We start from the raw sequence: 23,740 nt of genomic DNA on the forward strand, positions 1-23,740 counted from the left end.
TATTTAACTACATTTTTATACAAAAGACATCCGTAAAATGGTGTCTTTTTTTTTGGCAGATAAAACACTTAAAAATTAATTAAATGACCTTATATTTACACTTTTTAATCCCCTAAATTAATACGTAATGAAATTAAAAATAGCACTATCTTTTATCATTTTTTCAAGCTTCTATGCAACTTCTCAAAATTTTTTTATCGTCAAAAATAACAACCTTTACGGAGTTGTTAATAATAAAGGAATAGAAATTGCTGCCCCAAAATACAATAGTATCGAACCTTATAATGCCGTAAGAAAAGGGTGGGCTAAGGTAAATCTTAAAAATAAAGTAGGGTTTATTGATAAACTTGGAAATGAAGTTGTAGAAGCTGTTTATGATTCTATTGGTAATTTTGGAATGTTTCAAAAAAAATGGGCACTTATAAAAGAAAATAATCGATTAGGTTTTATTGACAACAAGGGGCAAAAAGTAATAAACACCAAGTTTGACAAAGTATATGATTTTGACTTATACAAAAAAGGCTGGGCTTTAGTAAAAATTAAAGATAAATTTGGTTTTATCAATAAAAAAGGGAACACTATTGTTAAAATAAAATACACCGAAATTGACGCATTTGACACCTATAAAAAAGGCTGGGCTAAAGTTTGTGTTAACAAAGTAAAATATGGTTTTATTGATACCTCAGGTAAAGAAATAATTCCTGCTATTTATGATAATATTGATGCCTTTTTTAAAACAAAAGACAGTAAAGAAACCGAAGAATAAAACACGATACTCTTTTATAAAAAAATCATGTTACCATAAAAGTAACATGATTTTTTTTGTTTATGATTTTATCAAAAAAAACTTTTAAAAAATAACTTATCTTCTTTAAAATTAGATAAACGTCATGCTGAATTAAGTTCAGCATCGTATCAACAAGGAAAACTACGGCAAATCAGGATGCGAACCTGAACTGAATTCAGGTTGACGGATTCGATTCTTTATTTTTCTGTTATATTTTTTTTAAGATGAAATGCAAACAGGTTTTAAACCTTCAAAAACCCTTCAATTAAATTCGGTTTTTGCGTTGTTTTTGGTACTTCAAAATCGAAATATTTATATAAAGGTATTTCAAATCCTTTGTAATTTAAGTAATTATTTAACGCCGTATTTAATCCTTGACTGTACAAATGATGCTCCGCCCCTGTTGGATCTTCATGATATAAATCATTTTCTGCAAATCCTTTAAATTTAGGACCTGTAATTTTAATTTCAAAAGCATCAGGATTTTTTCCCACAGGACTATGACTTGTACACGCAAACTGATGCCAAAAAGCAGATTGAATACAATTATTTTGAAATAACTGACGTACAACTTCTAGCGAATCAATAGTTTCTTGATCCGTTTCAGTAGGAAAACCAAACATTAAATAAGCATGAACCATAATATTCTCATCTGAAAAAGCTTTGGTAACTCGTGCCACTTGCCCAATATCTACACCTTTTTTCATTCTAGCAAGTAATCTATCAGATGCCACTTCTAAACCTCCTGTTACAGCAATACATCCCGATTTTGATAATAAAGCACAAAGCTCAGGCGTAAAGGTTTTTTCAAAACGAATATTTGTCCACCATGTAATAAATATTTTTCGTTCTAGTAATTTATTAGCTAAAGCTCTTAACATTTTTGGCGGTGCTGCTTCATCTACAAAATGAAATCCTGTAACACCTGTTTCTGATATTATTTTTTCAATTTTATTAACCAAATCATCAGCTGTGGTGTTTTCATAATTACTGATATAATCTAATGTAACATCACAAAAAGAACATTGTTTCCAATAGCATCCGTGGGAAATGGTGAGTTTATTCCACTTTCCGTCTGACCACATTCTGTGCATCGGATTCATTACATCTAAAAAAGATAAATATTTATTAGTCGGCAAGCCGATATAACTCGGCGCAGGTAAGTTTTTATGATGAAATATTGTATTCGGAATTTTATTTGCATAAATAACCTTATTATTTCTACAGATATAAGTTCTTTCTAAAGCTTCCTCTCCTATTTTTCCATCTAAAAATTCGGTAATTCTTAACAATGGAGCTTCACCATCATCTAAGGTAATAAAATCTACAAAATTAAAAATTCTGGGGTCAGATAAACGTCTTAATTCAGTATTACAATAACCGCCACCCATGGCTATTTTTATCTTTGGATATTGTTGTTTTATAAATTGAGCACATCGCAAAGCGGAAAATAAATTCCCTGGAAATGGCACAGTAAAACAAATTAAATCATACGATTTTTCGGTTATTTCTGATGTTATTTGTTCCTTTATTTTTTCATCTAAAAGATACAACATTTCATCTTCAATTAAAGTAGTTTCATATTGAAGAAATTCATCAATAGTATCAAAACTAGAAGCCGATCGCCCTAATTGTTCGGCATAACGTGTAAAAGAAAAAAACTCATCGACATTGGCATTTATAAAATCGCCCAATTCTTCTACAAATAAAGTTGCAATATGTTTGGCTTTATCTAAAATTCCTAATTTCCCAAATTCGGTAGTTAAATTTTTAGCTAATTTAATACGTCTATGTCCGTGAGGTAAAAAATCTTTATGTACTATTTGATACGCCGCCGTAACTTCTTGCGCTCTCAAATAATTCATCACAAAATCTACTTTATCTATATAATTTTCTTGCTGATTTCCTACCAACGGAAAATCATTATTCCCAAGCATTTCAGCCTGTTTGAAAATAGCGTCTATAAATTCTTTGGTAAACACAGCGGTAAAAAGCTCGATGCTTAAATCCATCTGCGTAGCATTTACATCTTTAGAATTTAAAAATCCTTTGATGTATGCTGTTGCCGGATATGCCGTATTTAATTGCGTAAAAGGTGGTGTAATTAAAAGTGTATTAATCGCCATAAATATAAATGAACCGCAAAGATACCATCTGATTTATGAAAAAATTGTAAAATTAGGCTTGGTTTTTAAAATTAATAACCAAAAAAAATTATGTTATAAATGTTACATATTTATCTAAAAATATGGATTAAATTTGTTTAAAAATTTACTTCTCGATGGAAGATATGCTATTTTACGACCGATTGCAATTTGCATTTACAATCACGTTTCATTATATATTCCCACAATTAACCATGGGATTATCCTTATTAATCGTGTATTTTAAGTGGAAATACTTAAAAAATAATATTGAAAAATATAATAATTCAGCAAAATTTTTAATGAAAATATTTGCTGTGAATTTTACCATGGGCGTTGTTACAGGAATCCCGATGGAATTTCAATTTGGTACTAACTGGGCAAAATTTTCAGAATTAACAGGCGGAATTATCGGGCAAACCTTGGCGATGGAAGGCATGTTTTCGTTCTTTTTAGAGTCTTCCTTTTTAGTACTTTTTATTTTTGGTGAAAAATTAATGGGGCAAAAACTCCATCTTTTAACGGCTTTTTTAGTCTTTTTAGGTTCTTGGGCAAGTGGCTGGTTTATTTTAGCTACCAACGCTTGGATGCAACATCCCGTAGGACATGAAGTTTTAGCAAATGGAAAATTCGTCCTAGAAAATTTTGGCGATTTATTTACAAATCCGTGGTTGTTACCCGCTTTTTTACACAATCAAGTTGCCTCGGTTACTACTTCTGCTTTTGTGGTAGCAAGTATTGGTGCTTTTTATATTTTGAGAAATAAAAACCTAGAATACGGTAAATTACTTTTAAAAACAGGCGTTATTTTTGGGTTTATTGCCAGTTTATTATTGGCATTCCCTACGGGAGATTTAAACGCCAAAAATGTAGCAAAATATCAACCTGCATCTTTTGCGGCGATGGAAGGAATTTTTGAAACCGAAGAAGCTGGTGCCGAAATTGTGTTAATCGGGCAACCAAATATGGTAGAAAAAAAACTAGATAATAAAATTGCAGTTCCTAATATTTTAAGCTTTTTAACCTATCAAGAATGGGATAAACAAGTGCCTGGAATGGATCAGTTTAAAAAAGAGGAATTACCAGATAATGTTCCTGCACTTTATTATTCGTATCATATTATGGTTGGTTTAGGAACAATTTTTATCGGAATTATGGGATTGGCAGTTTTCTTTCTATATCGAAAAAAACTATACACTTTTAAACCATTATTATGGACAATAATGTTTTTAGTTCCGTTTCCTTATATCGCTAATATTACAGGTTGGTACACTGCCGAATTAGGAAGACAACCTTATTTAGTGTACGGATTATTGAAAACAAGTGACGGAATATCGCCAACGGTTTCATCAGGAAATACCTTATTTACCCTTTTAGGATTTGTAGCCTTATATATGTTACTCGGCGCATTATTTTTACTATTGGTAGGAAAAACAATTCATCAAGGACCTAAACATCAAACACATTAATTATGGAAGTATTTTGGTTTATTATTATCGCAATTGTTTTGACTGTATTTTTTATTTTAGATGGTTATGATTTTGGTACAGGAATCATTCATTTATTTATGGCAAAAAAAGAGAAAGATAAAGAAGTTATTGCTAAATCAGCAGGGTTATTTTGGGACTCTAACGAAGTTTGGCTAGTTGCCGCAGGCGGTATGCTTTTTATGGCATTTCCTACATTTTACGCATCGGTTTTTAGTGGTTTTTATCTGCCTTTAATTATTGTTTTATGGCTGATTATTTTCAGAGCGATTGGACTAGAATTTAGATCGCAATTTAACTTTCAAATGTGGAAAGATATCTGGGATACTTCTTTTGGCGTATCGAGTTTATTACTTGCCTTATTCTTCGGAATTGCCTTAGGAAATGTAATTAGAGGAGTTAATTTAGGCAGTGTTGAAAACGGAATTTCTGCCTATGAAGCTCATTATTTTTTCTTACCTCTTTGGAATAACAGCTTTAGTCCACTAGCTGAAAACCCTGGTGTTATTGATTGGTTTACCCTTGTTATCGGAATTATTGCGGTGGTTACTTTGGCAATTCACGGTGCAAATTGGATTGTTTTAAAAACTAATTCATCTATTAATGAAAAATTAAAGAAAACCGTTTTTAAATTAAATATTTTACTAATTGGTTTAACTATATTTTCATTAATTATCTGGCAAATTGTAAACCCTAACTCCTTGAATAATTTTATTGAAAATCCTTTTTTATTGGTATTTCCGCTTATTTATATTTCAGGGTTAGTTGGCTTATTTTTTGTTGAAAAACTGAACAAAGAAATCTATGCGTTTACTTTTTCTACCTTACTGATTTTAGGAGGAATAACTTCCTCTTTAGCATCACTATTTCCTGTAATTTTACCCTCAACAAATACCGTAAACGACTCTTTAACAATATACAACACCACTACCACTGCCTACGGATTATCGGTAGCAACTTATTGGGGTGTGGTTGGTTTTATCTTACTTTTTGTATATATGATTGTGCAAAAAAAGATTATGGGCGGAAAAATAGACAATATGGATTACGGACATTAACTAGCTAACAACATAAAAAAACAGTATGACCGCTACTTTAATTTCGCTAATTAGTATTTTAATAGGAATATTGGGAGCAAATAGTATGGGGAAATTAGTTAAAAAATACTCCTTCGGACTTACAGGAAATACCATCGCTGGAGTTTTTGGGAGTGTTTTTTTTATTAAATCTTTCGGACGATTAGGTTTTAGCCCTAAATTTATAGTTCAAGTTGAACACATTAATTACGCCTTATTTTTGCTAAATAGCCTCGTTTCTTTTTTAGGTGGCGCAGTGGCTGTTTTTTTAATTTATCAACTAAAAAATAAACTCGGTAAGAAAAAATAGTAATAGGGTACAAATGCCTAGCCCCGATTGTAGCAATTATTTGAGCTCCTTTTTATTTTTCTTAAAAAAAATAAAAAGAGCGAGTGCGGAAAGCGGGAAATTGCTTCAATTAAAAAATAAATATAACTTGATTATCAGCCTATTTCCTACTATTATTGCATTGTTAAATACGATTAATTTAAAATTTTTTCAATACAATTTACTATAAATCAATAAACAACGATGAAAAAGTCAATTTTACTTAATTTTTCTTTCTTATTTTTACTATTTCAGATTAGTATTAATACTGCTCAAGAAAATTTTAAAACTCCTTACGGAAACAATAAAAAAGCAGGGGAATTCGTAAAAATAAATGGTACAAAAATTTATTATGAAACCTATGGAAAAGGCGAACCTTTGCTGATAATTCATAGTTGTGGTACCGATATTAAGGCGATGGAATATCAAATTGATTATTTTAAAAGATATTACAGAGTCATTACTGCAGATAGTCGCGGGCAAGGAAAATCGAAGTTAAAAACGAAAAAATTAACATACGATTTAATGGCTGAAGATTGGGAAGAATTGGCAAAACATTTAAAATTAGACACCGTAAATATTCTTGGCTGGAGCGATGGTGGAATTATTGGTTTAAAAATGGGAATCCGCAATAAAATTAAAATCAAAAAAATAGTAACCATGGGTGTAAATTTAAGACTAGACCCTACTGCTGTTAATAAATGGGCTATTCAACAGGTAATTGATATGCACTCTCAATCCATAAAAATGCTGAAAAAAGGCGATACTTCTAAAGATTGGGAAAAAGAATTACAATTAGATCGTTTGTTGTTAAACCAGCCAAATATAAGCCATGCCGATTTGAAAAAAGTTACCGCTGAAGTTCTAGTAACTATTGGCGATAGAGATATTATTAAAAATGAACATGCCGTAGAAATTTTTAATAATTTACCCAAAGCACAATTGTGTATTATGCCAGGTGCAAACCATGGAATACCTCGTAATAATGCCACATTTTTTAATGAAATAGCTTTCAAATTTTTAAACAATACCTTTGATTATTCGATGGATAAATAAAATAAAACAGGCTGTATTTATAAAAAATATAGCCTGTTTTTCTTACATTTTCAAATAAAAATCTTTGGTAAGCTTTATATAAGCATCGGTATATTGATGTCTTTGTTTTTCTATAATTAATTCTTCTTTCTCAATTTTTATCGCTTTACTTTCCTGCTTATTATCTTCTTTTATTTCATCCGAAGAAAAAGAAAATGCTAATAAACTTCTTTTTATTTCTGAATTTTCAGTTCCTTTTACTCGGCATACTTTTTTCAAAAATAACCTGTATTTTTTTGCTAAATCGATAAAATTAGCTTCTTCTTTAAAAGGAATAATCACCGAAAAAACACCTCTTTTTGATAAAATTTGCGCAACGCCTTTTAGTAATTCTTCAAAAGATAATGAAGATGTAAAACGGGCTTTATTACGAGCTTCATTTTGAGTTTCAAAAGTATCGGTATAAAATGGCGGATTAGAAACAATTACATCGTAAAACTCTTGTTCTTCGGCTATTTCTTGAGCAAAATCGGCAAAAGAAGTATTGTAGCAAAACAAGCGATCGCCCCAAGGTGATTGCTCAAAATTAGCCACAGTTTGCTCGTAAGCATCGGCATCAATTTCAACGGCATCGATGGTCATGGCATCGCTTCGTTGTGCCAACATTAAGCCTATAACTCCTGTACCAGAACCGATGTCTAAAATGGTATCTGGGTATTCTGGTAATAAAGACCAAGCTCCTAATAAAACACCATCTGTGCCAATTTTCATGGCGGTTTTATCTTGATATACTGAAAATTCTTTAAATTTAAATGGCTTCATTTATAGTATTTTTTCGAGGAAATTATCGGCATTAAAAAATAAGTACAAAACTATAATAAGTACTACGATTAGAAACAATCCTTTTTTTGATTCTGTTCTTTTGCGACTTCCAAAACGTCTTTTAAATTCCATTTTTTTATCTTTTAAATTAATTATGCCAACGTTTTTGTTGCTCGAAGCATTTCTCTTTTCCCTGGAGGTCCTGCCAAGCGTTCTACGGTAAAACCAACGGCTTGCATAGCACGACGCACGCTTCCTTTTGCACAATAGGTTACTAAAACTCCATTTTCATTTAAGGCTTCAAACATTTTTTCAAAAATTGCTTCTGTCCATAAATCGGGCTGATGTTCGGCAGCAAAAGCATCAAAATATATCAAATCAAATGCTTCTTTATCATCAATATCTTTAAAAAATTGCTGGCGTTTTGTTAAGCTAAATGTTGGGGTAATCTCGTGTTTTTTATCCCAAGAAAAATCGTGCATTTTATCAAAAACAGCCTGATATTTTTCAGCTTTTAATTCGGCTACATAATTTAATTTGGCTACTTCTTGAGCTACCACAGGATAGGCTTCTACACCTACATAATTTATTTTTCTTGAATTTTCTAAAAAAGTAATAAAACTATTTAATCCTGTTCCAAAACCTATTTCTAAAATTGAAATTGCTGGTTTTGTTTGCAATGCTAATCCGTTTTTTATAAAAACATGATATGCCTCTTGTATAGCGCCGTGTTTTGAATGATATTGCTCATCCCAATCTGGCAAATAGATAGTTGTAGAACCATCCGACGTAATAATTATTTCTCTTTTGATAATAAAAAATTTATTTTATGAATATTTCTAATTACTGTAATAAAATAGGTCATCCAAAGATATGTTATTTTTAATAATGTCATTTCGGTTTGTTGTTAAATGACATAGTATTTTCGTATTTTTGCTGTATAAACACATACCTTTTATGAAATCTAATATTCGCGTTGAACTTGTAGAGAAATCAAAAATTGACACCGTAGACTTTAACAATTTAACATTTGGTAGTATTTTTTCCGACCATATGTTTGTTTGCGATTATATTGACGGAAAATGGAGCAATCCAACCGTTCAACCTTATGCAGAAATATCATTAAATCCTTCTTCGAAAATATTTCATTATGGGCAGTCTATTTTTGAAGGAATGAAAGCCTATAAAGATGCTGATAATAATACCTTATTATTTCGTCCTTTAGATAACTGCAGACGTTTAAACAAATCGGCTGAACGCTTAGTAATTCCTCAAATTCCTGAAGAGTTATTTATGGCTGGTTTAGAAAAATTATTAGAAATTGACGATCAATGGATTCCTACAAAAGACGGAAGTTCATTATATATTCGTCCTTTTATATTTGCTTCTGGTGAAGGTTTTCATGCCTCACCTGCGGATGCCTATAAATTGATTATTTGTACCGCGCCTTCTGGTGCTTATTTTGCTGGAGATATTAAGGTTTTAATTGAAGAAAAATACGCACGTGCTGCTAACGGTGGTGTTGGTTTTGCTAAAGCTGGTGGAAATTATGCTGCACAGTTTTATCCTACAAAATTAGCGACTGATAGAGGTTATCAGCAAGTTATTTGGACCGATGATAATACGCATGAATATATTGAGGAAGCTGGTGCGATGAATATTTTTATCCGAATTAACGATACCTTAATTACAAGCCCAACAAGCGATAGAATTTTAGACGGAATTACTCGTAAAAGTATTTTACAAATTGTGGAAGATCAAAAAATTTCGGTTGAAGTTCGTCAAATTACCGTAAATGAAGTGGTTGAAGCGGCTAAAAATGGTTCTTTAAAAGAAATGTTTGGTGCAGGAACAGCGGCAGTTATTTCTCCAATTAATGGTTTTGGATATAAAAATGAAGATTATGACCTTCCAAAAATTGAAAACGGATATGCTACTCGTTTAAAAAAATACATTACCGATATACAAACAAATAAGGTAGAAGACCCTTACGGTTGGAGCGTTAAACTTTAATAAAATACATTTTTATACAAAGCATCAGGTTTTTACTTGATGCTTTTTTTATTTCATTCTTAAATAAGCTGTTATTTGAGTTCAAAATCAGAAAAAAGATTTTAAATTTACTGAAAAATTACTGGGAAAAAATGAAAAATACCCTTCCAATATTATTGTCAATTATAGTAGGTATTGCCTTGTCTTTACTTTGTTTAAATACTTTTTTAAAACCTACTACAAAAAAAAATATTTCCAAAAAAACCAAGGAAATTAAGGAAATAAAAGGCGTTGAAAAAACAATAAACGTTAAAAATGAAGCCATAAATACTAACGTAATGCAAAACAGTTACAGCAACTGGAAAGCATATATGAAGGAAAATATTGACTTAATGGCAACCTTTACCCCGATTGATAATCAAGGCGAAGAAATAACTAAAGACCTGTTTTTAACTTTACTACGAACAGGGAATTATGTTGTTATTAAATCTGACAAAGAAGGACTTTTTCAATATGAATTAACGGAAATAAAGAAACCTGTTAATCAAAAAATAAAGAAAGCTATGATTAGTAAAGCTGGTATGGCGCATCAATATTTTAAAATGGAAGGTCAGAAATTACCAAATTATGATTTTGTTGATTTAGACGGAAAATCACACAATAAAGAAGTGCGTACAGGTAAAATAACTGTTTTAAAATCGTGGTTTATTAACTGTAAAGTATGTGTCGAAGAATTTCCTCAGCTAAATACCTTAGTTGACACTTACAAAAGTGATGATGTGCAGTTTATCAGTTTGGCTTTTAATGAAAAGGAAAAATTAAAGAAATTCTTAAAAACAAAGTCTTTTAAGTATGTTACTGTACCCGACCAAAAAAAATACCTATCTAAGCATTTAAAAGTAAAACAATACCCAACACATATTATTATAAATTCAGAGGGTGTTATTATTAAAATGGTTAACAATGTAAATACTTTAACGACAGAGTTAGAACGTATTTTAGAGTAAAAAAAAACTATTTATACAAAATGAAGCCTCATATTTAATGAGGCTTTTTTTAAGCTTCTAAAATTGCTTTTATATTGGGTTTAAAATAATTTACTCCTTTTAAAACCTTACCATCTTCACGGTAAATTGGCTTGCCATTTTCATCTAATTTACTCATGTTACTACGCTGAATTTCATTGAATACTGCTTCAATTTTATCCTGCATTCCATGTTCAATAATTGTTCCACATAAAATATATAACATATCGCCAAGAGCATCGGCAACCTCAACTAAATCGTTATTTTTAGCTGCTTCTAAATACTCCTGATTTTCTTCTTTCATCAACTCAAAACGCAAGTTTTTTCTATCCTCAGTAATCGCAACCGTTGGTTTGTTTTGAATATTTACTTTAAATGCTTCGTGAAATTTTTGTACTGCTTTTATTTTATCCTTCATTTTTAGCTGATTTATTAAGCTGTTTTTGTTTTTATCCGATTAATTATATTTTAAATAGATACAATTACCAATTTGGCTATCTTCATTATAAAATCATTCTTTAACTTTGCCGAAAATACAATTTATGTTTATTCCTTTTGCCACCATAGAATTTACCACAGGTAGAATCATTTTTTCAAGCTTATTTGTGCTCGTTTTTGTTATCGCTATGTGTTATAGCTATATAAAAGATGCTAAAAATAATAAAAAACATTATAAAAATACCGCTTTATTTGTAGCGATAGGTATTGTTACAGCTATTGCCTTTTTATTACTTTCAAAATATTTAATTAACCGTTAAATTATTTTTTATCGATTTTATTTAATTTCTTAGGATAAAAAAATTACAACAGAAAAATATAAAATCGCATCCGTCAACCTGAATTTAGTCTTTATTTAATTTTTAAACAGGCTCTAAATTATTTTTATAAATATGGATTCATTAACACAAATTATATTAGGTGCCGCTGTTGGCGAAGCAGTTTTAGGAAAAAAGATTGGAAACAGGGCGATGTTTTACGGAGCAATTGCGGGTACAATTCCTGATTTAGATGTACTAGCTTCACTTTTTACCGATAAAGTTACCGCACTTTATTTGCATCGTGGTTTTACACATTCTATTGTATTTTCGGTTATTTTTGCCCCTATTTTTGCATGGATTGTAACCCGTTACGAAAAACATAAAAATATTAAAGATTGGGCGTGGCTTTTCTTTTTAGGATTTATAACCCATCCTATTTTAGATGCTCACACCACTTGGGGAACACAGTTATTTTGGCCTTTTGATATTCGCCTGGCCTTTAAAACTATTTTTGTTATTGACCCGCTTTATACTATTCCTTTTCTAGTTTTTCTGATTTTTGCCATGACACAAAAGCGGATAAGTGAAAAGCGTCGTTTTTATAATAAAATGGGATTAATTATCAGTTCGTCTTATTTAGTACTAACTTTTTTATTAAAATGGTTGGCTTTTAATCAGTTTGAAAAAGCTTTAGAAAATCAAAACATCGAATATTTACAAATTGATACCAGACCTTCTGCTTTAAATACCATACTTTGGAGTGCTAATGTGCAAACAGAAGATGCCTTTTTATTGGCTAATTATTCTTTTTTTGATACAAAACCCATCACTTTTACCAAACATTTTAAAAAGCATCATTTATTAGGGAATCTTGCTAAAAATGAATCGGTTAAACGGATGATTTTTATTTCTGAAGGTTGGTTTACCATCAATAAAAAAAATGAAGAACTTTATTTTAACGATTTAAGATTTGGGCTTTTAAGTATGAATCCAAATGCTGAAAATTTTGTTTTTAAATATAAAATGACAGTTGATAACTCAGGCGAAGTAATTTTTACAGAACAACCCAAAGATAATCGTGATGGAAAAAAATTACTTACTGAATTATGGACGCGTTTAAAAGGAAATTAACCCCCTTTATCAAAATCAAAAAAAACCGATACTAAAATAGCATCGGTTTTTTCATTTTATTAAGAAATCGCATTCTGAATTGCTGTATTTTTCCTGTTGATGCGATGCTGAAATAAATTCAGCATGACCATAATTTAGTCTTTTTTAATTTTTAACAGGTAAAAAACTATGATTTTTAGCATAAAACTTCATTTGCTCTTCAAAGGTTTTAGGCTGAGTAACTTTTACATCGGTAATACTACCTTTTGCATCGGTTATCGGTACTAAAACAGGGTTTACAAAACCGCTATAAGGCGCAGAAGTAAATTGTTTATTACGCTCTAAAACTTCCTTGTGTAATGCCTGATCTACTTTAACACCATATCCTTCAACCAAGGCTTTTGCGGCATCAAAATCTCCTTCTGATTTAATTCGTTGCGCTTCTTTTAACAAACGACCGAAAATTTCACGAAGTTTCATATAATCATGTACAACAAAATAGGTTTTACCATCTTTGGTTACTTTTTCAATAACATTGTCTTTTTTTCCTTGTTCAAAAGCCCAAGCCGAAACCCATTGACGGTTTACCATGTGGTCTTCTTCAATATCATCGCCTAATTTAATACGGATTAATTGCGCCATTAAACCATTTCTAATATACCCATCGTAAGCTGCTTTCCCTACTTCTTTCCAGTCAGAAACCAAGCCTAATTCTTGTAATTTAGGATCCATTAAATAATACAATCCTACTAAATCAGCCCTTCCTTCTTCCATGGTCGATGCGTAATTTTTTAAGGTTTCTTTTGGTTGCCCAATTCCTTTATTTATCTGCCCAGAAGCATGCCCGATTACCTCATGTAAAGCGGTGTGTAATTTATCGGCTAATTTACCGTGTGCAAGCTCTAAAGCTACTTCTTCTTTACTGTAAGCAAATTCTTTTAACCTTCCTGAACCCCCTGCATTTCCATAAGCGCCAATAATATTTCCTAACGAAACTGACTTTGAACCATGCTGCTGACGAATCCAATTATTGTTTGGTAAATTTACCCCGATTGGCGTACTTGGCGAAGCGTCTCCTGCCTCTCCCGCTACATTTACGGTTTTATAAGACACTCCTACTACATTTTGTTTTTTATGTGCTGGCGATAAAGGCGCATTATCTTCAAACCATTGTGCGTTTTCAGATAAAACCTTCATCTTTTTAGACATGTCAAAATCTTTTATTTGCACCACCGTTTCGTACGAACCTCTATATCCTTTTGGGTCATTATATACTTCGATAAAACCATTTATCCAATCAATATTTCCTTCTGTAGATGTTGCCCAAGCAATGCAATATTCATCCCAAACATCTAAACTTCCTGTTTTATAATACTCCATTAACAAGCCTAAAGCCTTTGCTTGTTTTTGATTTTCGGCAACTTCTTTTGCTTTGTCTAGCCAAAAAATAATAGTGTCAATTGCGCCACCGTACATTCCACACGATTTCCATACTTTTTCTACTAATTTTCCGTTTTCACGAACTAATTTCGAGTTTAAACCTGCTTCTATTGGCTTACTAGCGTCTTTTCCTTTGTATGCTGTTTTGTAAAAAGCTTCAACCTCTTTACTGGTAATATCTGCTCCGTAAAAATTAATTGCCGATGCCAAAACATTATCGACACCTGCTTTTTTGTTTACTTTTTTAGCGTCTTTATCATTAAAAATAACCTCTAAAGCTTCTTCGGATAAATTTGCTTTTGTTTGCTTTAATAAATCTGCTAAATATTCTTTAGAAAAATCAGGTTTAATTTTATCGTTCGAATAATGATGATGAATTCCGTTCGAAAACCAAACACGTTTTAAATAGGTCGTAAATTTTTTAAAATCTTCACTGTTTTTATCGCCTGAAAAATTAGTATTAATATGCTCTAAAGCTTTTCTAATTTCAAGATTGTGACGGTAATTTTGATCCCACATAATATCTCGCCCTGCCAAACCTGCTTGGGTTAAATAATACACCAACTTTTTTTCTTTTAAGGTTAGTGCTTCAAATCCTGGAATTTGATACCTCAACACTTTAATGTCGGCAAATTGCTCTACCTCATAGTTAAATTTTAAAACATCAGAAACTTCTTTCTTTACCTCTTTACTTACTGCTTCTTTGGCATCTTTTTTAGCATCTAGTCCACAAGAAACCAATACGCTAACCGCTGCGGCAGTACAAAGTATTTGTTTGATTTTCATTTTTATGATTTTAAATTGTTTTTCTGCCGATAAAGATACAAATTTTAAAATTTAGGATGCTTAAAACAATTTGTTGTATGGTCATTAACCATGCCTATTGCCTGCATATAAGCATACATTATTGTGTCGCCTACAAACTTAAATCCACGCTTTTTTAAATTCGTTGAAATTTGTGTTGACAAAACCGTTTTAACAGGTGTTTCGGCAGTTGTTTTAAAGTTATTATAAATCGGTTTTCCTTGTACAAAACTCCAAATATAGGTTGAAAAAGACCCAAACTCTTTTTGAATTTCTATAAAAAGTTTGGCATTTAAAATAGCCGATTTAATTTTTAGTCGATGTCTTATAATTCCTTTATTTTGAAGTAGTTCTTGGTATTTATCTTCATCGTAATTGGCAATTTTAGTGTAATCAAAATTATCGAAAGCGAGGCGGAAATTTTCTCGTTTCTTTAATATCGTAATCCAACTTAAACCCGCTTGAAAACTTTCTAAAATTAAAAACTCAAACAAAACGGCATCATCATATACGGGAACTCCCCACTCAGTATCGTGGTATTTTATATAGGATAAATCATCTGTAACCCATGAACATCTTTTTTTCATTTTTGATTTTTTTGATTCTGAAATGTACTATTTAAATAGCTTAAAAAAATATAAGTGTTCTACTTTTTTTATCAAAGCTAAAAATATGCTGATAAGCCTAGCCCCGATTGAGCAATTGTTTGAGCTCCTTTTTTGATTTTTTTCAAAAAAGAGCGAGTGCGGAAAGCGGGAAATAGCTCCAAATAATTTTTATTTTTATACGGATAAAAAAGATAATGTTAAATCGGTTTTTTGTTAGATACTAAACTTAGCGTAAAACTGTATATTTGCTTAAAAAATTAATACTATTATATGAAATTTTTACGAAATTTACTCGCATCAATTACAGGCTTTTTTATCGCCATATTTTTACTATTTTTCTTCTTTATCGCCATTGCCGCCGTTGTAGGCTCAGGGATGGGTTCTGATGAAAAAATAGTGGTAAAATCGAATTCTGTTTTACAGTTAGACTTGGCGATGCCTATAAAAGATTATGCGCCAAAAGACGATAATCCGTTAGCAGAAGTCTTAGAATTAGCCGATGAAAAATTAGCCTTAAACAAGATTATAAATGCTATTGAAAATGCTAAAACCGATGCTAAAATTAAAGGAATTAGCATTAAAACAATAGGTGTAAATGCTGGTATTGCACAAACACAAGCGATTCGAAATAAAATTGAAGAATTTAAAGAAAGTGGAAAATTTGTATATGCTTATAATGATGTTTATACGCAAAAAAACTACTATTTAAGTTCGGTTGCCGATAGTATATTTTTAAATCCTGTGGGCGCTATCGATTTTAAAGGATTATCAACAGAAATTTTATATTATAAAGATTTTGAAGATAAATTTGGCGTTAAAATGGAAGTTATTCGTCACGGAAAATACAAAAGTGCGGTAGAGCCGTATTTATTAAACGAAATGAGTGATGCCAACCGTGAGCAAACTACGTCTCTTTTAAAATCTATTTGGTCGGAAATTACAGCAGATGTTTCTAAAAGTAGAAATATTTCTGTTGAAAAATTAAATATTATTGCCGATAATGCCAATGGTAGAAATGCCGAATTAGCTAAAGAAAATAAGTTAATTGATGCCATTATTTATGAAGATCAGTACAAAGAAAAATTAGCTATTAATACTGATAAAAAAGTACATACTATTTCTTTAGCTGATTATATAAAATCAGGAAAAGGACGCATTTCATCTTCGGCTAAAAATAAAATTGCCGTTATTTATGCGCAGGGAGAAATTAGATATGCCAAAGGAAATGAAAATATTATTGGGCAAGAAGTTACCAATAAAGCCATTCGAAAAGCTCGTAAAGATAAAAATGTAAAAGCTATTGTATTGCGTGTAAATTCACCTGGTGGAAGCGCCTTAGCTTCTGAACTTATTTGGCGTGAATTAGAATTGGCGAAAAAAGAAAAACCTTTAGTGGTTTCTATGGGGAATTTAGCCGCTTCGGGTGGTTATTATATTGCTTGTAATGCCGATAAAATTATTGCTGAACCTACAACTATTACAGGTTCTATTGGTGTTTTTGGAGCAGTTCCTAACTTTCATAAATTAGCAGGTTTTATGGGGATTAACGCTGAGCAGGTATCTACAAATAGTAACCCTAATTACAGTGTTTTTGAGCCGATAAATGACAAGTTTTATAATGTTACCAAACAAGGTGTTGAGCATATTTATACCGTTTTTGTAAACCGTGTTGCTGCAGGAAGAAATATGACTTTTGAGCAAGTAAATAACGTGGCTCAAGGACGTGTTTGGACAGGTAAACAAGCTGTTGAAAATGGTTTGGTTGACCAACTTGGTAACTTAAATGATGCCATTGCTGTTGCTGCAAATTTAGCCGAAATTGAAAGCTATAGAGTACGTAATTACCCTGTTTACAAAAAAGATTTTAAAGAAACTTTTAACCTTTCTCTTTTTACTAAAGCATCAAAAGAAGATATTTTAAAAGAAGCTTTAGGTGATGAAAATTATGAGTTATACAATAACATTAATGAGCTAAAAAAATTAGAAGGAATTCAGGCGAGAATGCCGTATATTCTTCAGATAAAATAAGTTTTTAGTAAATTTTATAAAAAAATCCTTGATACAAATTGTATCAAGGATTTTTTATTATAAATATTTTAAAATAAAATTAGGGATTTATTACAAACCGAAATTTTCTTTAATTACATCAACATAATCTAATTTTTCCCAAGTAAATGTTTCTACTTCTTGCGAAACAGTTTCGCCCATCGGGTTTGAAAAAGTTACTGTTTTAATTTCTGATTCTCTTCCCATATGCCCGTAAGCAGCAGTTTCAGAATAAATTGGCGTTCTTAATTTTAAACGTTGCTCGATAAAATAAGGACGCATATCAAAAATGCTTTCTACTATTTTACTGATTTCTCCGTCTGTTTTATCAACTGTTGAAGTTCCGTAAGTTTCTACATTAATGCTCGTTGGTTTTGCAACTCCAATAGCGTATGAAACTTGTACTAAAACTTCTTTACATAATCCTGAAGCTACTAAATTCTTAGCAATATGACGTGTTGCATAGGCTCCAGAACGATCTACTTTCGATGGGTCTTTTCCTGAAAAAGCTCCACCTCCGTGTGCTCCTTTTCCTCCGTAAGTATCAACAATAATTTTACGCCCTGTTAAACCTGTATCTCCGTGAGGTCCTCCAATTACGAAAACACCTGTTGGGTTAATATGATAGGTTATATTATCAGTAAATAATTTTTGAATATTCGCTGGTAATTTTGCAACTACTCTTGGAATTAAAATAGAAACAATATCTTTTTTAATTTTAGCTAACATTACTGCATCATCGGCATCAAAATCATCGTGCTGTGTAGAAATTACAATGGCATCGATTCTTTGTGGCACGTTATCGTCAGAATATTCAATAGTTACTTGCGATTTTGCATCGGGACGTAAATAGGTAATATCTTTATTTTCTCTACGTAATTCAGCTAATTCGATTAACAAACGGTGCGATAAATCTAAGGCTAACGGCATGTAATTTTGCGTTTCATCGGTTGCATAACCAAACATCATTCCTTGGTCTCCCGCTCCTTGATCTTCAGGATTTGCTCTTACTACTCCTTGATTTATATCTGGAGATTGCTCATGAATTGCTGAAAAAACACCACAAGAACTACCATCGAACATATATTCGCTTTTGGTGTATCCTATTTTGTTAATTACATCACGTGCAATTTTTTGAACATCTAAATATGTTTTAGATTTTACTTCACCAGCTAAAACTACCTGTCCTGTGGTTACTAAAGTTTCACAAGCTACTTTTGATGCTTTATCAAAAGCTAAAAAATTATCTATTAAAGCATCAGAAATTTGATCTGCTACTTTATCTGGATGTCCTTCAGAAACACTTTCCGAAGTAAATAAATATGACATAAAACTGCTATTTTTTTAAATTAGAAAAAAGAAAAACTTGAGATTGCTTAAATAACTTAAAAGGAGTAGATATTTACTGCTTTAGCTTTTTAGTATGAACTTGTGTTCAATGAGGTTGCAATCAGTCAAATTTTTCCTCGAAAATTATGGGGCTAAGTTATTGATTATTTTACACACACAAAAACAAACTTACAGCGAAATGAAAATCCGTTAAAAAACAAAATAGAAACTATTGATGTGATCATAATAAAAAGTAATTTTTGTAGAATTGCATTGCTAAAATATTTGATTACTTTTGTAGTATAATAAACAAGAAAATAACCTAATTAAAATATAAAAAAATGGCATTAGAAATTACAGACGCAAACTTCGAAGAGTTAGTATTAAAATCAGACAAACCAGTATTAGTTGATTTCTGGGCAGCATGGTGTGGTCCTTGTAGAATGGTAGGTCCTATTGTTGACGAAATTGGTAACGAATATGAAGGAAAAGCTGTTGTTGGTAAAGTTGATGTTGACAATAACCAAGAATTTGCGGCTAAATATGGTGTAAGAAATATTCCTACTGTATTAGTATTTAAAAACGGTGAAGTTGTAGACAAACAAGTTGGTGCAGCTCCTAAAAAAGCATATACTGATAAAATTGATGCTGCTTTATAAGCCGTATTTTTTATAAGATATCATTAATATATTAAAAGGTTTGGCTATTTGTCAAACCTTTTTTTTATTTTCGAAAGATATGATTGATATCAAAACAATTTCTTCGGATATTAAAAACCTTGAATTACTTGCCAAGCAAGTCGTTGAAGGTTTTATTACAGGCATACACAAAAGTCCTTTTCATGGGTTTTCGGTAGAATTTTCGGAACATAAGCTATATAATAAAGGTGAAAGTACCCGTCATATAGATTGGAAGCTATTTGCTAAAACCGAAAAGCTATACATCAAAAAATATGAAGAAGAAACCAATTTGAGGTGTCATATTATTATTGATAATTCGGCATCGATGCACTACCCTATTATTAAAAACCAAACAATCAACCACTTAAATAAAGTTAGTTTTTCGGCAGTTGCCGCAGCTTGCTTGATGGAAATTTTAAAAAAGCAACGAGATGCTGTTGGTTTGAGTATTTATTCGGATAGTTACGAATATTACGCACCCGAAAAAGGAAGCGAGCGTCATCATAAAATGTTATTGAATCAATTAGATAATTTATTAGTATCAACAAGTAAGACGAGTACAGAAACCTATCAATATTTACATGAAATATCCGAAAAAATACATCGTCGTTCTTTGATCTTTTTATTTACCGATATGTTTCAGACTACAAAAAATGAAGAAGAATTATTTGACGCTTTACGACATTTAAAATTCAATAAACATGAGGTAATTTTGTTTCACACCTATGATAAAAAGACGGAATTGCTATTTAATTTTGATAATAGCCCCAAAAAATTTGTAGATATTGAAACCGGGGAAGAAATAAATTTACATCCTGATAATATTCAAAAAAAATATACAGCATTTAGTAAATTACAACACAAAAACTTAAAAAACAAATGCTTACAATATAAAATAGATTACATTCCTGTTGATATAAACGAAGGTTTTGACAAAATATTAACCGCTTACTTGGTTAGTAGACAAAAAAAACATCAATAATCTTTTTTCAATTAAGAAAAAGGTCTTATATTTGCACTCGCTTAGAGTAATTAGCAACGGTCTGGTAGTTCAGCTGGTTAGAATACCTGCCTGTCACGCAGGGGGTCGCGGGTTCGAGTCCCGTCCAGACCGCAAAAGCTTCTCATTTATTTGAGGAGCTTTTTCTTTTTTATATAAATTTACCTTTAACTAATACAAACTCTTCAAAATAACATTACAATAATGTTATTAATACCTTTTTTTAATGTTATATTTTTTCATTAAAAAGGTTAAAAATAGCTAACAAACAACTTATCTTTGCTTACTTATTTAGATTTAATATCAATGGATTTAAAAAAGTTACTGTCTCAAACAAATTCAAAAGCTATTTACCTTATTAATCAACAAGGCAATATTATCGATTTCTACTCAAAAGAAAATAAAACAGCTACCTTAAATGAAAAAACAGCAGCCTTTAATATTGCTATTTTTAATATGAGTAGTCATTTTTTAAGCACTTTTTACAATGCTAAATTAAATGAAATTATATTAAAGGCTGACAATGAAAACATACTATTAATAAAGTATAATGAATATATTTTAGCTTTCTTATCTAATGAAAACTTAAATACATCATTAATTGAATTAATTATAAAAAAGAATTTAACCACCACGTAAAATAAATCCAATGCAAAAAATTTTAAATGATTTAATAACTAACGTAAAAGAAAATATTCCAGGATATATTGCTATTAGTGTAGCTGAAATGTCTTCTGGTGAATGCCTTATATCAAACTCAAGTCTATCTGATTTTGATATTACTTTAGCATCTGCTTACAATGTAGAAATAATAAACGCTAAACGAAAGGCTATAAAAACATTAGGTTTAGACGAAAATTTAAGAGATATACACTTCAATTTAGACAAACAAATACATATAATTGATATTTTTCCTTCTGGTGAATATTTTGTTTACTTGGCTATTGATTCTAAAAAAGCAAACATTGCGCTTAGTCGAAAATTATTAGGCAAATACACTAAAGAACTAAACAATGAATTATAATCCAGTAATTTTATCGAATCGAAATTTCGATACTGAATTTATTGATTTTATTAATTCTTACCAAAACTTATATCAAAATATAATACTTGAAAATACTATTTGTAAAGTAAATAACAATCAAACTTTAAAGAAAAGAAAACTTAAGCAGACCCTTGAGGATTTCTTTTTTACCCCTAAATATAATGTGTTAGATATTTTCAAATTAAAAAAAGTATAAATTATTTTTTTAAAATCTCTTTTTTCTGGAATATTATATTACTTCTTTCCTTTTAAAAAGAATACTCTTTTTTCATTTTTTCAACATAATTTTTCGCCTTGCCGTTTTACTAAACTTTTTAGTAAAACGGCAATGTTTTTTGTCAAAAAACAATTAATCTTATTTTTTATCGAAAAAAAAAAAAAACAACTAATAAAACTACTTATATTTGTTCTGTTATTTAGATTAAATAAATATAATGAATTTAAAAAAGATAATTTCAGAAACAAATTCCAATGCTATTTACCTTATTAATGAAGATGGTAATATATTCGATTTTTATTCCGAAGAAAATCAATCAGATACATTAAAAGAAAAAACTGCTACTTTCAACACAGCTATTTTTAACATGAGTAGTCACTTTTTAAACACTTTTTATAACGCTGACTTAAAAGAACTTATACTGAAGTCTAATATTCAGAATATACTACTAATTAAACACAGAAAATATATTATCGCACTTATATCAAATGAAAATTTTAATATTTCATTAATAGAATTAATCTTAAAAAAGAATTTAACCACCAATATAAAATAATTAAAATGCAAAAACTATTAGATGACTTAGTAAATAATGTAAAAGAAAATATACCTGGTTACATTGCTATTAGTGTAGCTGAAATGTCTTCTGGTGAGTGTCTTATTTCAAATTCAAACGTCCCTGAATTTGATACAACATTAGCTGCCGCATATAATGTTGAAGTAATAAATGCCAAACGAAAAGCTATAAAAACACTAGGTTTAGATGAAAATTTAAAAGACATACACTTTAATCTTGATAAACAAATACATATAATTGATATTGCTCCTTCTGGTGAATATTTTGTGTATTTAGCTATAGATTCTAAAAAAGCAAATATAGCACTTAGTAGAAAATTGTTAAATAAATACACTAAAGAACTAAACGATGAATTATAATCAATTAATTTTAACCAATCGAAATTTTGATACTGAATTTGTTACTTTTATTGACTCTTATCAAAATTTATACAATAATATAATACTTAAAAATTGCCCTAATAAAATAGATAAGAAAATTGAAAACGCTAAAAAAAGAAATATTAAAGATACCTTAGAAGATTTCTTTTTTACCCCAAGATACAATGTTTTAAATCTTCTTAAACTAAATAAATCTTAAAAATTATCATCACTTAAAAAAGTTTCTCAAAAAATGAGGAGCTTTTTTATCTTTTACAACTAATTTATTTGTTAATTACGTATAAAATATGTATTTATATTCTAAATAATATCTAAAATATAAAAATGTTAAGAAAATTTACAATAATTAGTTTATTAATTTTAATGATTTCAACTATTACTTCTTGTGAATCTGAAAACTCTATAGGTCTTTGGGAAGATAATATTAAATTATCTGAAAAACAAGTAGAGTTCTCTTCTAATAAAAACTCAATAGTAATTAATACCGAAGGAAAATGGTGGTGGGTACATGAAGTTTCTCTCGACAGAAATTCAAATTTTAACATCAATAAAATTGATACTAGTGCAAATAATTTTATAATAGAAGAAACTGAATTTCGAATTGAAAGAAAAAACACAACTGAAATTCATATTCAAATGACAAAGAATAAAACAAATTCTGAAAGGATACTATTGATTGACCTAGAGTCTGGGAATTATTTTGATCGTATCGAAATAATTCAAGCTGGAATTTAAAACAAAAAAAAGCTATTTTAATTAAAGCCTGTTTGAAAACTAAAACCTCACCATCCTAAATTTGATTTACTATTTTTCTGTTATATATCTTTTTTTAGATAAAATTTAAACAGGATCTTTATGTAGTTTAATTTTTATAATCTAGAACGAAAAAAAAAATTAAAATAAACTTCCTTAATCTCAAATTAAAACTATTCAATATCTATATATTTTTCAAAAAAAGATAACATTTTAAAAACATTATATATTGTCTAAAAATTGTATTCAAAATGGTTTTACAATATATTTGCCACTCTAAAATTTCCACTTGTAAGG

Annotated in this window: 26 protein-coding genes and 1 tRNA gene; 20 read left to right on the top strand and 7 right to left on the bottom strand. The window is 30.2% G+C overall.

The window, feature by feature from the left end:
* Nucleotides 1–127: 127 nt before the first annotated feature.
* Nucleotides 128–766 (top strand): WG repeat-containing protein, encoded by a 639-nt coding sequence (locus ABNT14_RS10170; RefSeq protein ID WP_101903105.1) that lies wholly within the window; start codon nucleotides 128–130, stop codon nucleotides 764–766.
* A 263-nt stretch (nucleotides 767–1,029) separates the two neighbouring features.
* Here the strand turns inward: ABNT14_RS10170 and ABNT14_RS10175 are convergent, their stop codons facing one another.
* A complete protein-coding gene (locus tag ABNT14_RS10175; RefSeq protein WP_101903106.1) occupies nucleotides 1,030–2,913 on the bottom strand; it encodes a B12-binding domain-containing radical SAM protein in 1,884 nt (627 codons plus the stop codon).
* Between the two features lie 155 nt (nucleotides 2,914–3,068).
* Here ABNT14_RS10175 and ABNT14_RS10180 point away from each other — a divergent pair, with 155 nt between their 5' ends.
* The 4 genes from ABNT14_RS10180 to ABNT14_RS10195 all read left to right on the top strand — a co-directional run bounded on the left by ABNT14_RS10180 (nucleotide 3,069) and on the right by ABNT14_RS10195 (nucleotide 6,878).
* Nucleotides 3,069–4,400 (top strand): cytochrome ubiquinol oxidase subunit I, encoded by a 1,332-nt coding sequence (locus tag ABNT14_RS10180; RefSeq protein WP_101903107.1) that lies wholly within the window; start codon nucleotides 3,069–3,071, stop codon nucleotides 4,398–4,400.
* 2 nt (nucleotides 4,401–4,402) lie between these two features.
* Nucleotides 4,403–5,476 carry a cytochrome d ubiquinol oxidase subunit II gene (gene cydB, locus ABNT14_RS10185; RefSeq protein WP_101903108.1) on the top strand — a complete coding sequence of 358 codons (1,074 nt, stop codon included), beginning with the start codon at nucleotides 4,403–4,405 and terminating at the stop codon, nucleotides 5,474–5,476.
* A gap of 25 nt (nucleotides 5,477–5,501) precedes the next feature.
* Entirely contained in the window at nucleotides 5,502–5,804 is a 303-nt protein-coding gene (locus ABNT14_RS10190; RefSeq protein ID WP_101903109.1) for a hypothetical protein, read from the top strand.
* A gap of 222 nt (nucleotides 5,805–6,026) precedes the next feature.
* Nucleotides 6,027–6,878 carry an alpha/beta fold hydrolase gene (locus ABNT14_RS10195; RefSeq protein ID WP_101903110.1) on the top strand — a complete coding sequence of 284 codons (852 nt, stop codon included), beginning with the start codon at nucleotides 6,027–6,029 and terminating at the stop codon, nucleotides 6,876–6,878.
* Nucleotides 6,879–6,920: 42 nt separating this feature from the next.
* Here ABNT14_RS10195 and ABNT14_RS10200 read toward each other — a convergent pair whose 3' ends face one another.
* Together ABNT14_RS10200 and mnmD are read right to left on the bottom strand one after the other, a co-directional pair.
* Nucleotides 6,921–7,679, bottom strand: a complete 759-nt coding sequence (locus ABNT14_RS10200) for a tRNA1(Val) (adenine(37)-N6)-methyltransferase (protein WP_101903111.1) — start codon at nucleotides 7,677–7,679, stop codon at nucleotides 6,921–6,923.
* A 152-nt stretch (nucleotides 7,680–7,831) separates the two neighbouring features.
* A complete protein-coding gene (gene mnmD / locus ABNT14_RS10205; RefSeq protein ID WP_101903112.1) occupies nucleotides 7,832–8,491 on the bottom strand; it encodes a tRNA (5-methylaminomethyl-2-thiouridine)(34)-methyltransferase MnmD in 660 nt (219 codons plus the stop codon).
* A gap of 145 nt (nucleotides 8,492–8,636) precedes the next feature.
* Between mnmD and ABNT14_RS10210 the strand changes: the two genes are divergently transcribed.
* On the top strand, nucleotides 8,637–9,692 hold the full coding sequence (locus ABNT14_RS10210) for a branched-chain amino acid aminotransferase (RefSeq protein WP_101903113.1): 1,056 nt from the start codon (nucleotides 8,637–8,639) through the stop codon (nucleotides 9,690–9,692).
* 131 nt (nucleotides 9,693–9,823) lie between these two features.
* Nucleotides 9,824–10,678: a TlpA family protein disulfide reductase gene (locus ABNT14_RS10215; protein ID WP_101903114.1), complete on the top strand. Its 855-nt coding sequence runs from the start codon at nucleotides 9,824–9,826 to the stop codon at nucleotides 10,676–10,678.
* Between the two features lie 49 nt (nucleotides 10,679–10,727).
* Here the strand turns inward: ABNT14_RS10215 and ABNT14_RS10220 are convergent, their stop codons facing one another.
* Nucleotides 10,728–11,114 (bottom strand): nucleoside triphosphate pyrophosphohydrolase family protein, encoded by a 387-nt coding sequence (locus ABNT14_RS10220; protein ID WP_101903115.1) that lies wholly within the window; start codon nucleotides 11,112–11,114, stop codon nucleotides 10,728–10,730.
* A 106-nt stretch (nucleotides 11,115–11,220) separates the two neighbouring features.
* Here ABNT14_RS10220 and ABNT14_RS10225 point away from each other — a divergent pair, with 106 nt between their 5' ends.
* Nucleotides 11,221–11,454: a hypothetical protein gene (locus ABNT14_RS10225; protein WP_232119078.1), complete on the top strand. Its 234-nt coding sequence runs from the start codon at nucleotides 11,221–11,223 to the stop codon at nucleotides 11,452–11,454.
* A 132-nt stretch (nucleotides 11,455–11,586) separates the two neighbouring features.
* Nucleotides 11,587–12,585, top strand: coding sequence for a metal-dependent hydrolase (locus ABNT14_RS10230; protein WP_101903116.1), 999 nt, complete (start codon nucleotides 11,587–11,589; stop codon nucleotides 12,583–12,585).
* A gap of 144 nt (nucleotides 12,586–12,729) precedes the next feature.
* On the opposite strand, the gene ABNT14_RS10235 is transcribed toward ABNT14_RS10230, so the two are convergent.
* Both ABNT14_RS10235 and ABNT14_RS10240 read right to left on the bottom strand, forming a co-directional pair.
* A complete protein-coding gene (locus tag ABNT14_RS10235; RefSeq protein WP_101903117.1) occupies nucleotides 12,730–14,790 on the bottom strand; it encodes a dipeptidyl-peptidase 3 family protein in 2,061 nt (686 codons plus the stop codon).
* 44 nt (nucleotides 14,791–14,834) lie between these two features.
* Complete coding sequence (locus ABNT14_RS10240) at nucleotides 14,835–15,395, bottom strand: DNA-3-methyladenine glycosylase I (protein ID WP_101903118.1); 561 nt, start codon at nucleotides 15,393–15,395, stop codon at nucleotides 14,835–14,837.
* 291 nt (nucleotides 15,396–15,686) lie between these two features.
* Here ABNT14_RS10240 and sppA point away from each other — a divergent pair, with 291 nt between their 5' ends.
* The gene (gene sppA, locus ABNT14_RS10245) at nucleotides 15,687–17,444 is read left to right on the top strand and encodes a signal peptide peptidase SppA (protein ID WP_101903119.1); all 1,758 of its coding nucleotides are present in this window, start codon (nucleotides 15,687–15,689) and stop codon (nucleotides 17,442–17,444) included.
* A gap of 90 nt (nucleotides 17,445–17,534) precedes the next feature.
* On the opposite strand, the gene metK is transcribed toward sppA, so the two are convergent.
* Entirely contained in the window at nucleotides 17,535–18,791 is a 1,257-nt protein-coding gene (metK, locus tag ABNT14_RS10250) for a methionine adenosyltransferase (protein WP_101903120.1), read from the bottom strand.
* Between the two features lie 341 nt (nucleotides 18,792–19,132).
* Between metK and trxA the strand changes: the two genes are divergently transcribed.
* From trxA to ABNT14_RS10300, 10 genes are all read left to right on the top strand, one after another.
* Nucleotides 19,133–19,450, top strand: a complete 318-nt coding sequence (gene trxA, locus ABNT14_RS10255; RefSeq protein WP_058885805.1) for a thioredoxin — start codon at nucleotides 19,133–19,135, stop codon at nucleotides 19,448–19,450.
* Between the two features lie 79 nt (nucleotides 19,451–19,529).
* Complete coding sequence (locus ABNT14_RS10260; protein ID WP_101903390.1) at nucleotides 19,530–20,453, top strand: DUF58 domain-containing protein; 924 nt, start codon at nucleotides 19,530–19,532, stop codon at nucleotides 20,451–20,453.
* A 58-nt stretch (nucleotides 20,454–20,511) separates the two neighbouring features.
* Nucleotides 20,512–20,585: transfer RNA gene (locus ABNT14_RS10265), tRNA-Asp, on the top strand.
* A 192-nt stretch (nucleotides 20,586–20,777) separates the two neighbouring features.
* Complete coding sequence (locus tag ABNT14_RS10270) at nucleotides 20,778–21,110, top strand: hypothetical protein (RefSeq protein WP_101903121.1); 333 nt, start codon at nucleotides 20,778–20,780, stop codon at nucleotides 21,108–21,110.
* 10 nt (nucleotides 21,111–21,120) lie between these two features.
* On the top strand, nucleotides 21,121–21,495 hold the full coding sequence (locus tag ABNT14_RS10275) for a hypothetical protein (RefSeq protein WP_101903122.1): 375 nt from the start codon (nucleotides 21,121–21,123) through the stop codon (nucleotides 21,493–21,495).
* Nucleotides 21,485–21,712, top strand: coding sequence for a hypothetical protein (locus ABNT14_RS10280; protein WP_101903123.1), 228 nt, complete (start codon nucleotides 21,485–21,487; stop codon nucleotides 21,710–21,712). Before ABNT14_RS10275 ends, ABNT14_RS10280 begins: the two co-directional genes overlap by 11 nt.
* 238 nt (nucleotides 21,713–21,950) lie before the next feature.
* On the top strand, nucleotides 21,951–22,289 hold the full coding sequence (locus ABNT14_RS10285) for a hypothetical protein (protein ID WP_101903124.1): 339 nt from the start codon (nucleotides 21,951–21,953) through the stop codon (nucleotides 22,287–22,289).
* A gap of 5 nt (nucleotides 22,290–22,294) precedes the next feature.
* Nucleotides 22,295–22,669: a hypothetical protein gene (locus ABNT14_RS10290; RefSeq protein WP_101903125.1), complete on the top strand. Its 375-nt coding sequence runs from the start codon at nucleotides 22,295–22,297 to the stop codon at nucleotides 22,667–22,669.
* Nucleotides 22,659–22,889, top strand: a complete 231-nt coding sequence (locus ABNT14_RS10295) for a hypothetical protein (RefSeq protein ID WP_101903126.1) — start codon at nucleotides 22,659–22,661, stop codon at nucleotides 22,887–22,889. Before ABNT14_RS10290 ends, ABNT14_RS10295 begins: the two co-directional genes overlap by 11 nt.
* 125 nt (nucleotides 22,890–23,014) lie before the next feature.
* Nucleotides 23,015–23,425 (top strand): hypothetical protein, encoded by a 411-nt coding sequence (locus tag ABNT14_RS10300; RefSeq protein ID WP_101903127.1) that lies wholly within the window; start codon nucleotides 23,015–23,017, stop codon nucleotides 23,423–23,425.
* The last annotated feature ends 315 nt before the right edge of the window (nucleotides 23,426–23,740 follow it).

The sequence above is a fragment of the Tenacibaculum dicentrarchi genome (genome assembly GCF_964036635.1).
GTDB lineage: Bacteria > Bacteroidota > Bacteroidia > Flavobacteriales > Flavobacteriaceae > Polaribacter > Polaribacter dicentrarchi.

Coding starts and splice junctions, on each gene's coding strand:
- ABNT14_RS10235 (WP_101903117.1), bottom strand. CDS start 14,790: ATGAAAATCAAACAAATACTTTGTACTGCCGCAGCGGTTAGCGTATTG.
- ABNT14_RS10230 (WP_101903116.1), top strand. CDS start 11,587: ATGGATTCATTAACACAAATTATATTAGGTGCCGCTGTTGGCGAAGCA.
- ABNT14_RS10190 (WP_101903109.1), top strand. CDS start 5,502: ATGACCGCTACTTTAATTTCGCTAATTAGTATTTTAATAGGAATATTG.
- trxA (WP_058885805.1), top strand. CDS start 19,133: ATGGCATTAGAAATTACAGACGCAAACTTCGAAGAGTTAGTATTAAAA.
- ABNT14_RS10300 (WP_101903127.1), top strand. CDS start 23,015: ATGTTAAGAAAATTTACAATAATTAGTTTATTAATTTTAATGATTTCA.
- ABNT14_RS10275 (WP_101903122.1), top strand. CDS start 21,121: ATGCAAAAAATTTTAAATGATTTAATAACTAACGTAAAAGAAAATATT.
- cydB (WP_101903108.1), top strand. CDS start 4,403: ATGGAAGTATTTTGGTTTATTATTATCGCAATTGTTTTGACTGTATTT.
- ABNT14_RS10210 (WP_101903113.1), top strand. CDS start 8,637: ATGAAATCTAATATTCGCGTTGAACTTGTAGAGAAATCAAAAATTGAC.
- ABNT14_RS10270 (WP_101903121.1), top strand. CDS start 20,778: ATGGATTTAAAAAAGTTACTGTCTCAAACAAATTCAAAAGCTATTTAC.
- ABNT14_RS10170 (WP_101903105.1), top strand. CDS start 128: ATGAAATTAAAAATAGCACTATCTTTTATCATTTTTTCAAGCTTCTAT.
- ABNT14_RS10220 (WP_101903115.1), bottom strand. CDS start 11,114: ATGAAGGATAAAATAAAAGCAGTACAAAAATTTCACGAAGCATTTAAA.
- ABNT14_RS10290 (WP_101903125.1), top strand. CDS start 22,295: ATGCAAAAACTATTAGATGACTTAGTAAATAATGTAAAAGAAAATATA.
- sppA (WP_101903119.1), top strand. CDS start 15,687: ATGAAATTTTTACGAAATTTACTCGCATCAATTACAGGCTTTTTTATC.
- ABNT14_RS10240 (WP_101903118.1), bottom strand. CDS start 15,395: ATGAAAAAAAGATGTTCATGGGTTACAGATGATTTATCCTATATAAAA.
- ABNT14_RS10260 (WP_101903390.1), top strand. CDS start 19,530: ATGATTGATATCAAAACAATTTCTTCGGATATTAAAAACCTTGAATTA.
- ABNT14_RS10200 (WP_101903111.1), bottom strand. CDS start 7,679: ATGAAGCCATTTAAATTTAAAGAATTTTCAGTATATCAAGATAAAACC.
- ABNT14_RS10295 (WP_101903126.1), top strand. CDS start 22,659: ATGAATTATAATCAATTAATTTTAACCAATCGAAATTTTGATACTGAA.
- ABNT14_RS10175 (WP_101903106.1), bottom strand. CDS start 2,913: ATGGCGATTAATACACTTTTAATTACACCACCTTTTACGCAATTAAAT.
- ABNT14_RS10195 (WP_101903110.1), top strand. CDS start 6,027: ATGAAAAAGTCAATTTTACTTAATTTTTCTTTCTTATTTTTACTATTT.
- ABNT14_RS10180 (WP_101903107.1), top strand. CDS start 3,069: ATGGAAGATATGCTATTTTACGACCGATTGCAATTTGCATTTACAATC.
- ABNT14_RS10285 (WP_101903124.1), top strand. CDS start 21,951: ATGAATTTAAAAAAGATAATTTCAGAAACAAATTCCAATGCTATTTAC.
- ABNT14_RS10280 (WP_101903123.1), top strand. CDS start 21,485: ATGAATTATAATCCAGTAATTTTATCGAATCGAAATTTCGATACTGAA.
- ABNT14_RS10215 (WP_101903114.1), top strand. CDS start 9,824: ATGAAAAATACCCTTCCAATATTATTGTCAATTATAGTAGGTATTGCC.
- metK (WP_101903120.1), bottom strand. CDS start 18,791: ATGTCATATTTATTTACTTCGGAAAGTGTTTCTGAAGGACATCCAGAT.